Annotated in this window: 8 protein-coding genes; 6 read left to right on the top strand and 2 right to left on the bottom strand. The window is 46.6% G+C overall.

Annotated elements, in window-relative coordinates; translation table 11 throughout:
- Positions 1 to 226: 226 nt before the first annotated feature.
- Positions 227 to 991, bottom strand: a complete 765-nt coding sequence (locus tag AC3OH0_RS00550; protein WP_193436924.1) for a polyprenol monophosphomannose synthase — start codon at positions 989 to 991, stop codon at positions 227 to 229.
- Between the two features lie 134 nt (positions 992 to 1125).
- Here AC3OH0_RS00550 and AC3OH0_RS00555 point away from each other — a divergent pair, with 134 nt between their 5' ends.
- From AC3OH0_RS00555 to AC3OH0_RS00570, 4 genes are all read left to right on the top strand, one after another.
- Entirely contained in the window at positions 1126 to 2502 is a 1377-nt protein-coding gene (locus AC3OH0_RS00555; protein WP_193435767.1) for a BMP family ABC transporter substrate-binding protein, read from the top strand.
- An 86-nt stretch (positions 2503 to 2588) separates the two neighbouring features.
- Entirely contained in the window at positions 2589 to 4094 is a 1506-nt protein-coding gene (locus tag AC3OH0_RS00560) for an ABC transporter ATP-binding protein (protein ID WP_193435768.1), read from the top strand.
- Positions 4095 to 4096: 2 nt separating this feature from the next.
- On the top strand, positions 4097 to 5266 hold the full coding sequence (locus tag AC3OH0_RS00565; protein WP_193435769.1) for an ABC transporter permease: 1170 nt from the start codon (positions 4097 to 4099) through the stop codon (positions 5264 to 5266).
- Positions 5263 to 6165, top strand: coding sequence for an ABC transporter permease subunit (locus AC3OH0_RS00570; protein WP_193435770.1), 903 nt, complete (start codon positions 5263 to 5265; stop codon positions 6163 to 6165). The genes AC3OH0_RS00565 and AC3OH0_RS00570 overlap by 4 nt, the downstream gene beginning before the upstream one ends.
- A 60-nt stretch (positions 6166 to 6225) precedes the next feature.
- Here the strand turns inward: AC3OH0_RS00570 and lysS are convergent, their stop codons facing one another.
- Positions 6226 to 7863 (bottom strand): lysine--tRNA ligase, encoded by a 1638-nt coding sequence (gene lysS, locus AC3OH0_RS00575; protein WP_193435771.1) that lies wholly within the window; start codon positions 7861 to 7863, stop codon positions 6226 to 6228.
- 81 nt (positions 7864 to 7944) lie between these two features.
- On the opposite strand from lysS, the gene AC3OH0_RS00580 reads away from it, so the two are divergent.
- Both AC3OH0_RS00580 and AC3OH0_RS00585 read left to right on the top strand, forming a co-directional pair.
- Positions 7945 to 9105: an MFS transporter gene (locus tag AC3OH0_RS00580; protein WP_193435772.1), complete on the top strand. Its 1161-nt coding sequence runs from the start codon at positions 7945 to 7947 to the stop codon at positions 9103 to 9105.
- Between the two features lie 94 nt (positions 9106 to 9199).
- Positions 9200 to 10668, top strand: a 1469-nt coding sequence (locus AC3OH0_RS00585) for a class I tRNA ligase family protein (protein ID WP_498344361.1), incomplete at its 3' end; no start/stop codon positions are given.

The raw sequence follows: 10668 nt of genomic DNA on the forward strand, positions 1-10668 counted from the left end.
GGGTATGGTGGACCATCTATAAAATTGAACTTTCGAGTTCTTTCCACGTTCCTGTCCTTAACAAGCCTGTATACATTTCTATCTTTCCAGTATTTTAAGACAACATCCTCTACGCTATGAGGACTATACCTCCCCTCCAGCCGCCATTCAATGGTGTTCAATTAAAACCACCGTTGAAACACTATTTCAACAATAATAGTATGTTCTAATTTAAAATTATGGCGTATTAGCTGATGAGGAGACGGATAGCATATAGGAGAATCACGAGTAAGCTTACCCCTCCTAAAGTGAGAAGGGTAAAACCAAGCGGGTTCAGCTTCAACAGTGTTTTAACATGTGCTAGAATGATTTTAAAAGACAGCTTAGATGAGCCTTTCATCCTTGCCTTGAACTCGAAGGGGACTTCGCAAACTCTGGCTTCACCGGATGCGGCGAGAATCTCCGTTAATGCTTTATAGCCGAATGGCTCCACAGGCTCCCAGTTTTCCACAGCATTTTTCTTTACGAGGAAGAAGCCGCTGACCGGATCCTTAACCTTCCTGGCTTTCCCGATAAGCATTCGTGTAAGTATTATGGCTCCGTGAGAAGTTAATCTCCTGAAGAAGGGAAAGCCTATGGTTTTCCCGCCTTTAACGTATCTTGAAGCGATCACGATATCGCATTCTGAGGATTTCTGAACCAGTGAAGGAATAGTTGAAGGAGGATGTTGCAGGTCGGCATCCATTACTATGATTAAATCACCCTGCGCGTTTTTCATCCCAGTATGGATCGCGGATGTCAACCCCATTCTGCCCTGTCGTACAACGACTCTAACAGGATATTTTGATGCGAGCTTTTTCGCAACCTCAGCTGTCCCATCCGGGCTATTATCATCAACCACTATGATCTCCCATTCACACTCTAGCGTCTCCATGACTTTACCAAGCTCTTCCACGATCAATGGAAGATTCTCTGCCTCATTATAAGTTGGCAACACAATTGTGATTTTCATTCCAGATTCCTCCGCCATGTTTATTGTGATAGCTGGAAGGGCTATAAATGTTGAAGGGGAACATATATCCCTAGATTATATAGAAATATTTATATCTGAGTGGGAACCAAATTATAATGGTAAAGGTGAAATATGTGAAAACCAATATTCTGATAGGTATCTTCATCGTTCTAATAATAATATCTGGAGCAATCGGATACATTGTCGGGCAACAGACAGGGGCACCAGTTCAACAATATACGCCTCCAGAGAAAATAAAGGCGGCATGGATATATGTAGGGCCTATTGGAGATGCTGGATGGACATTCATGCATGACATAGGGAGGAAATATGTTGAAACAGTATTCGATGAATGGCTTGACACCACTTACGTGGAGAGTGTAACACCTGACAAGATTGTGTCTACAGTGGACGACCTTGTTTCGAAAGGATATAATGTAATATTCACCACATCGTTCGACTTCATGGATGCCACTATAGAGGCTGCCAAGAAGTATCCCAATGTTATGTTCTTCCACTGCTCAGGCTATAGAAGAGCCCCCAATGTTGGAACATATTTCGCAGACCTCTACGAGGTGTACTACTTAAACGGGCTGATGGCCGGAGCCCTCACTCAAACAGGCCAGATAGGATACGTTGCAGCATACCTCATCCCAGAAGTAGTTAGGCACATTAACGCGTTCGCGATTGGCGCAAAAGAAGTAGGGGATTCCTTAGGCAAGAATGTGACTGTTCACGTTATCGAGATTGGTTCATGGTATGATCCAACCAAGGCTAGACAAGCTGCTAGCACGTTGAAAACACGTTATAATGTGGATGTGTTAGCCTTCACTGAGGATTCCAGCGCTGTAATCGAATATGGTGAGGAGAACGCGGTACATGTTTTCAGCCACTATGGACCTATGGCGCGGTACGGTCCCACATACACGGTCAGCGGACAGATTGTGAGATGGGAGGTCATCTATGCAGACATACTTGTGAAAATAAAGGCAGGTGTGTTAACACCGTATAATTTGAATAAGGTTGACTACTGGTACTTGTTGAGCTCTGGCGCTGTAGACCTGGGCGGAGATATAGGCGACGATGGAAGACCCGTATTGATAAACCCGAGATATGAGCCCATACTGAAAGGAATAACGGTGACGGACAAGTTAACGGGAGAGAGAGTCAGTGTTTACGATCTAGTCATGAGGAGATACTGGCAGATGAGAGGAGCGTTTGCAGTGATACCATTCCAATTCTCCAACGAGACCCATAAGTACGAGAACCTCTTGACAATCACGATGAACTGGGGAGGCAAGATAGGGTCGAAGCCATACCCCATAGCCTCAGAGTACGACCCGTTCACAGGCCCGTTAACAGGATACTGCCTTACGGACAATCCGCTATCTACATGGTGTATTGGTAAGGCACCAGGTGACACAGTCAGCATTCCAGCAGGGCTGAGGCTGGGTCACGACGATCTCTGGAACATGGACTTCTTCATGAGCTGGGTAGTTAAGCAGGGCTAGCCATCCCACACCAATAGATTTTTTATCCCTACTTTTCCATAATCCTCCTACAAATCCAGTAAATAAGTAGGAGAGGGTAGGCTATAGTGGGTTCTCAACAACTAGAGCTAGTGTTAAAGGATATAACGAAAACATTCCCTGGCGGTGTCATTGCCCTACAAGATGTGTCAATGAAGCTGAAAAACGGGGAATTCATAGCCTTGTTAGGGGAGAACGGCGCCGGCAAGTCAACATTAATGAAAATCCTCTACGGGATATACACTCCGGACAAGGGCTCCATAATACTTAACGACGAGGAGTTATCGATAAGGAAGCCCTCGGACGCTATCAGAAGAGGTATTATAATGGTCTCTCAGAGCCCGCAACTCATAGACAGGTTGACTGTGGCAGAGAACCTCACCCTTGGCCTGGAAAACGTTAAGCCGTTTGCAGGGTTCTCAAGGGCAAGCATCATGATAAAAGAATATAGCATGAAAGTGGGTGTTAAGATCAAGCCCGATGACAAGGTCTGGTCTCTTACATACACTCAGAAACAGCTTGTTGAGATTGTCAGGGCACTGGTATTAGGCGCTAAGATACTGATTCTTGATGAAGCGTTAACGTATCTCCCACTAGAGGAGCGTAAGAAATTCTACGTGTTCCTTCAAGAATTCAAGAGAAAGGGAGGAGCCGTAGTTGTTATAACGCATAAGATACCTGAGGCCCTTGAAGTAGCTGACAGGATAGTTGTCCTTAGAAAGGGCAGGGTTTCAGGGGAGCTCACGAGGGAGGAGGCCACTCTGGAAAAGGTGAGAGAGTTGATGTTTGCTGAGGCGGCTAGGGAGATAACCTATGAGAGACTTCCCAGCTCGGTCAAAGGTGAGAGACCAGTGATTAAGGCCGAGGATTTGTGGGTACAGGGAGATTTCGGCGTTCCCGCTGTTAAAGGTGTGAGTATAGAGGTCAAAGAGGGTGAGGTTGCTGGAATAGCTGGAGTCGTAGGAAATGGTCAGAGGGAACTGTTAGAAGCGTTGATCGGTCTTAGAAGAATCGATAAGGGACGGGTTCACATAGATGGTGTAGATGTCACTAACAAGGGGATTGGAAACATAAGAAACATGGGAGTAGGCTTCATCCCCGATCTACCCCTGAGATACGGCGTCTCACAGGACAATAATATAATAGAAAACATCGCGGTATTATTCCATAGAGAAAAATTCGTCATCGACTGGGATAGAGTACAAGGGTTGACACGCGATATTATTAAGACTTTTAAAATACTAACCCCCAGCGAGTTCTACCCCGTTAAAATACTCTCAGGAGGAAACTTGATGAAGGTGGTTGTGGGAAGAGAGTTGAATTATAGTAGAAGAGCCCTGATAGCGTATAATCCTACTAGAGCCCTTGACGAGATAACCGCGGTTCAGGTTAGGAGAATTATCAAGGATAAAGCCATGAATGAAAGAATTGCGGTTATATTCGCTAGTGAGGACCTAGACGAGGTTTATCAGTTAAGCGACACTATATATGTAATGAATAGCGGTAAGATACATGGCCCATTCGACCCTGAAACCACTCCGAGAGATGAGATTGAAAGGTTAATGGTGATGTAGGAATGATCAGGATTGTGGTTCTAAGAAGGACCCGTCCATTAAAACATGGAAAATTAACCACGATTACTCTATCACTGGTTGCCGGTATACTCCTTTACACATTCATATTAGCGGCTATAGGCGTGAGCCCATTGCTCACGTTATCAATAATCTCTTCATCATTCATCTCAAGCGGGGTTATCAAAGACTTTATTGTGTTAACCGTGCTGGGATACGCCCTGCTCGTCGCCTTCAAGGGATCGCTGTGGAATATTGGGGCTGAGGGGCAATTCTACATGGGTGCTGTCCCAGTAATATATCTAACAACTGTAGCGTTCTACACGATGGGGAGCGTTTCCATTGCTCAATCCATCCTAGTAATAACAGGCTCGGTGATTCTAGCAATAGTATTTGGAGCATTATGGGGCGCTATTGCAGGGGCTATTAAAGCTTATGCAGGAGTTGACGAGGTCCCGGTTACTCTTATTCTGAACTATATCGCGTACTACCTGGTCAATATATTGATTCTTGGACCGTTTCAAGGGAAATACGTGTACGGTTATAAGAGAACAGATTTAATTCCCGAGGCATACCAGCTGGGGATAAAAATACAGCTGGCATCGACAGGCAACCCTATTATTGACGGCGTGCTCTCATATGTTAGGGAGATGATAATATTTGGATGGTGGCTTCTGGGCTTAGCAATGGTTGTCTTCCTAGTGTGGTGGTTCTTTAACAAGACTTCACTGGGGTTGAAGGTGAAGGTTCTAGGGTCGAATCCCGACTACCTCGTGACTGCTGGATGGGATGTCAAGAAGGTCACGATTGCCACATTCGCGATCTCAGGCGCAATAGTTGGCTTCATGTCAGCTCTTTACCTGTTAGGCTACCTTTTGAGACTAGAGTACCCCATAGAGGGTCAGACGGCTGGGTACGGGTATCTAGCAATACTTGTAGCATGGCTCTCACTGCTAGACATCACTCTCGTTCCAGTGTCTGCATACATAATATCTAGCCTCACTAATGCGGGGATTGCTCAGAGCTCTTCCCCGGAGGTTAAGCAATTTCTCACACAAGCAGGGTTTGCAGGAGCAGAGCTATCCTTTAGATGGGTGATGATCGGTTCAATCCTTCTAACCTATTCGGTGTTAAGATTCCTCTCAGACTATGAGGTGAGGGTGATCAGGAAATGAATGGGTTGGAAAGTATATTAGGGGTCATAGAAGGTGTTGGAGCAGCGTTCATAACATTCTATCTCGTAGCACTCGGCCACAGCATATTTGAGAAAGCGGGTCTGTTAGACCTGGCTATAGACGGGATCTTCTTCATGTCTACAGGCGCAGCCGTCCTCGGTGCCGTGGTGTTCGGCAACCCAATAGCTGGTAGTTTAATAGCCGCGCTCATAGCATCACTGTTCGGGCTACTGATGGCTTACCTGCTGACGACCCTGCCCATCAGCCATGGAGCAGTGGGGCTGTCACTGCAGTTCCTGGGTTACGGGCTGGGGATAGTGTTAGGGTATCCTGTCAGACAGCAGGTTGGCGCTCTCTACGCTTTCTGTTACTCTCACGAAGCACTGCTTGAAATATCAGCGGTCGCACTTCTCCTAGGGCTCCTTACATACTATTTAATTGAGAAGACAAAATTAGGTGCTGCTATCAGGGCGTCAGGCGAGAGTCCTCATGCAGCATCAGCTCTTGGCGTCAATGTCTTGACAACACGTTTAGTGGCGGCCGCCATCGGCTTCGCGATAGTGGGTTTCGGAGCCTCCTTCTTCCCCCTGCTTTGGCAGAGGTACTGGGATATCAAAGTCTACACACTGGGTTATGGTTGGCTCGCGTTCACGATAGCCTTGGCAGCTGGTAGGCATCCAATATTCCTAATACCGATGGCGTTCCTGTTCGGAGGCCTTGTAGAGTATAGTGTTACGATCCAATCTCTGCTGAAACTGCCGGCCGACGTTGCAAAGCTCATACCGTTCATGGGAGCGCTTGGAGCAATGCTGGCATACAGCTTCACCAGGCTTGGGAGAATATTCGCCTCTCCACAGAGCCTCGGCAAAATATATTACAAGGAAGAAAAAACAGTGTAATCCTTTTTTCTTCTCTTTCTTCTCCTCCCTCTTAACTAATTCACAATTGTTGACGAGAGATTACTTTCTAAAAACCTCGAGATAGGCTAGGGCCGTTTCCCTGCCTAGAAGAGATATGAATGGCGCCGCCCTTGGACCGTTTTCCTTACCTATGAACAATTTGTAGAAGAACTTGTAGTATTCGTTAACCTCATGAGGTGTCAGCTCCTTCGTCGAATCAACCATGGCGTTTTTAATTCTCTCCTCGCTCCAATCCTCTAATTCTTCAAGATTTCTCAATAATTTCTTGAAAACAGCAATGTATTTTTCAGGAATGTTTCCGATTTGAGAGGGGGTTGGAGGATTTGCCAGGTTGAAGACCATGTTTTCAGGGCCGTATTTTCCAACCCATCTAGCAGCTTTTTCAAGTGTTTCCATTATTCTCTTAATCCCGAAATCCGTGGGGTTGGCCGGTAAATGTCCGCTTGCCTGCAGTCTTTTCACAACTTCTGTAGACCACTTGTCTCTTGGTAGGATCTGGGAGATTATTGCTAGATGCGTGTAAGGAACTTGCTCAGGGGGTTGGCTTGGCGGGGGCTCTCTAGGATAGCTTAACTCATAGCTTCTTTTCAGCACCACTTCTTCCTCGACATCCTTGGCTTTTTCCAAGCCGTAAAATATTTTCTCGGCCCTGTAGTATTGGGAGTAGTACTGAGGTATCTCGTGCAAGCTTACACTATACTTCTTCATTGGAGGAGTTCTCAAGACAATAAACCTGTAAATATGGGGGTGTGCCACCTCAACCCAGTCCTTTGGGGTGAAGCCGAGGAAGTCGCTGCTACCCATGTCAACCTCGCTTCCATCTGGCCGGCGTAATGCAACCCATTCATAAGGTAGTCCGAAAGGCGGCTTCAACCCGTAAACATTAACTGCGAGGTCAACACAGCTGTCCCTGCTACCCCCGGGCATCGCGTGGTCTTTCCCGTAAGGCTCGAAATCAACTCCTAGACCCCACCAAACAGCAACCCATTCTATTCTCCACATTAATTTCCCATCGGTGATGCTTGTTCTACCTTTAAACCCGCAGTGCTCACACACGTATTCAACAGTGTCGTCATCGCTTACTTTAACAGTCTCCGTCGTGTCAATCCTGCCGCAGTTTCCGCAGACCGGTTCTACCGGTATCCAGGATTCATCATAAGGCTTCCGCCCCCTGTATTTGTTGACAACCTTCCTCACGTCATCCCTTTTCGCAATCGTCTCCTTTATGAAAGGTGTTAGTATTTTTTGATACATCTCCGTAGTAGTGACAACCTCGATATTACCATCCGTGAAATCCTTGATGAAGGGTCCGAAATCGCTCCAGTAATGCTCAACCCAGTTAGCATGGCAGCCTAAGGGATCTGGGACTTTTATCAGTGGCCATCCTTTAAACCTTTTAGCCTCATCCGGGTTGGGGAAAGCGTTAAGCTGTGCTTGCTTCCCTTTCCACGCATCCTGGGTGTACAGGGTAAGGTATTGTTTTATCTTTAAACCTCGTGCTGCCAGGATTTTCCTAAGGGTTTCCGTTATGATGATCTCTCCTCTAAGTCTTCCAACGTGTTGCAACCCGGATACTGATAATCCCCCGTTGAACACGTAGACCTCTTTCCCTCTTTTCAACAGGTCCTCGTAAACCTGATCAGCAAGCTCATCAATCCAGTGTTTCACACTGCTCATAAAACCCGCCTTACCGTTGAATATGAGCTATAGCTATTTATTTAACTTTATCCTTTCTAAATAACCCTGTAGTGAGGTAGCGTGAGGAGGGAATTACTGGTTTTCATAATGCTAGGGCTCGTATCGCTTTTCGCGGACATTACCTATGAGGGAGCGGCATCCATCAGGGGTAGCTACCTGTATTTGATCGGCGCCACAGCCTTGATCGCAGGGTTTCTCAGGATTGGGGAGATAATCAACTACTTAACCAGGTTTCTCAGCGGCTTAATAGGAGATTACTATAGGAGCTCGAGGGTTTTATGGATGCTGGTGATATCAGGCTACGCTATCAACGTGGTGGCCATACCCCTCCTCGCTTTCGCACGAAGGTGGGAGCTGGTTCTCGCCCTAGTCATTCTCGAAAGGGTTGGGAAAGGCCTCAGGGCTCCTGCCAGGGATGTTATTCTTTCCGAGATAACGGAAAGCGTTGGGAAAGGCCTGGGATTCGGGATACATGAATTCCTTGATCAAATCGGCGCTTTCACAGGTCCTTTGTTAGCTTCGCTAATACTCCTGAATACGGGCGGAGACTACGGGCTTGTGTTTATAGCTCTTGGTGTGCCAGGACTCGTAGCGGTTGGACTAGTCCTGTCATCAATGATGCTTCATCCCTCTCTGAAAGCATTCTCCTCTCCTCCTAAAAGACTCGGTTTCAAAGGACTTGGGAAAGCATTCTACATCTACGTAGCCGGGTTGATGCTAATGTCCCTCGGCCTCTTGAGCTGGGATATATTCACCTACACGGTGAAATCAAACAATGTTGCAGGCGATGAAATAATACCGCTTTTCTACACCGTAGCGATGCTGGTTGACGGGCTGGTGGCGATTCCGGTAGGGGCATTGTATGATAAAATAGGTTATGCAAGCATACTCGTAGCACCTATCACACTGGCGGGTTCGGTGTTTTTCCTCCAGCCCAGTATTGAATCCTTATTCATATATGCCGGGATATGGGGTTTTGTAATGGGGGTTTTCGAAACCAATGTTAGGGTAGCTGTTTCAGACCTTGTAAACCCGTCTCAACGCTCTCTAGGCTACGGTGTTTTCGGACTGTTCTATGGCTTATCTTTAATGCTAGGAGGTGTTGTGCAGGGCATTGCATACACGATAGGTATGGAGTTCTTGAGAAGCCTTGTCGTGGTATCTGAAGCGATCTCCGTGATTCTATTGCTTTACTTGATCATTCCTTCGAGGAGAACCTGAGATTTTTAATAACTAATTTTAACCATTTTAACAATTTATGTCTACCTAGGTGTTAGTGTTGATTACTCAGGAAAAGAAGGATTTTCTGGAATGGATGCGAAGCGTTGAGGGCAAGTGGCAGAGGAAGTGGAAGGAGGCAGGTGTTTTCGAGCCCAAGGTTGAAGAGGGAAGGGTTAAATACTTCTTAACCGTTCCCTACCCCTATACTAACGGGCCGCTTCACATAGGGCATGGGAGAACATACACAATCGGGGACATTATAGCACGGTTCAAAAGGCTGACCGGTCATAATGTCTTGTTCCCAATGGCTTTCCATATAACCGGCACCCCGATCATTGCAATATCCGAGAGAATTGCGAAGAAGGATGCGAAAACCCTTGACATGTACAGGTCTTACATATCCTACTACGTTGAGGATCGTGAGAAGATCGAGGAGATTCTGGAATCCTTTAAAGACCCGTTAAGGCTTGCCACTTTCTTTGCTGAAAAAGTCCAGGCAGACTTTGAAGCACTCGGCTACAGCATTGACTGGCGTAGAAAGTTCCACACGGGCGAGCCAATCTACAATGCTTTCGTAACATGGCAGTACGAGAGGCTTAGACAGCTGGGCGTGGTGGGAAAGGGAGAGCACATCGTCACCTATTGCCTGCTCCACAAGCAGCCTGAAGGAGAAGACGATATTCAAGACGCTGACGTGAACCCTGTTGAGGTACTAGAATATACCGCTATCAAGTTTAAGCTTGAAGGAAGCGATATATCCCTGCTGGCGTCAACGCTAAGGCCTGAAACACTTCTCGGCGCCACTAACATGTGGGTTAACCCGGAAGCAGACTACGCAATCGTGGAGTTTAAAGGAGAGAAGTTATTGGTCTCTAAGAAAGCATGGGTGAAGCTGACACACCAGTATGTTGAACCCGATATGAGAGTAGTCGGGGAGTTAAAGGGTGCAGAATTAGTAGGCAAAACCGTTGAAACCCCTCTGGGCCAAAAACTCCTGATCCTCCCCGCTAGCTTCGTCGACCCTGATAACGCCACGGGCATTGTTTACTCGGAGCCCAGTGACGCCCCATACGATTACGTTGCGTTAGTCGAGTTAAAAGCGAATCCACGCGTTCTCGAACCATACGGGATAAATCCAAGGGTGGTTGAGACCATAAATCCCGTGAAAATAATAGACGTGCCCGGGGTATCCGATCACCATGCTAAAGTCGTTGTCGAAAAATACGGGATTACAAGCCAGCTTGACGAGAAGCTCGAGGAAGCCACTAGGGAGGTTTACAAGCAACAGTTCTACAGTGGCAAATTAATTGTCGACGACCCGGATTTCAAAGGGCTCAGCGTGCCTGAAGCACGGGAGAAGATGAAAGTGAAACTGATCTCGGAAGGGAAAGCACTTGTTTTCTACGAGTTAAACAGGAAAGCATTCTGCAGAGGCGGTGGCGAAATAATTGTTGCGAAGATCAAGGATCAATGGTTCATAGACTACGGCACACCATGGTGGAAGGACAGGACGAGAAAGCTGATAAATGAGAAGCTTGAAATAATACCGTCCAAGTATAAGAA

This window comes from Thermosphaera sp. (assembly GCF_059755995.1).

Excerpts from the sequence above, each read along its gene's own strand:
- AC3OH0_RS00550 (WP_193436924.1), bottom strand. The coding sequence starts at position 991 with ATGAAAATCACAATTGTGTTGCCAACTTATAATGAGGCAGAGAATCTT.
- AC3OH0_RS00565 (WP_193435769.1), top strand. The coding sequence starts at position 4,097 with ATGATCAGGATTGTGGTTCTAAGAAGGACCCGTCCATTAAAACATGGA.
- AC3OH0_RS00570 (WP_193435770.1), top strand. The coding sequence starts at position 5,263 with ATGAATGGGTTGGAAAGTATATTAGGGGTCATAGAAGGTGTTGGAGCA.
- lysS (WP_193435771.1), bottom strand. The coding sequence starts at position 7,863 with ATGAGCAGTGTGAAACACTGGATTGATGAGCTTGCTGATCAGGTTTAC.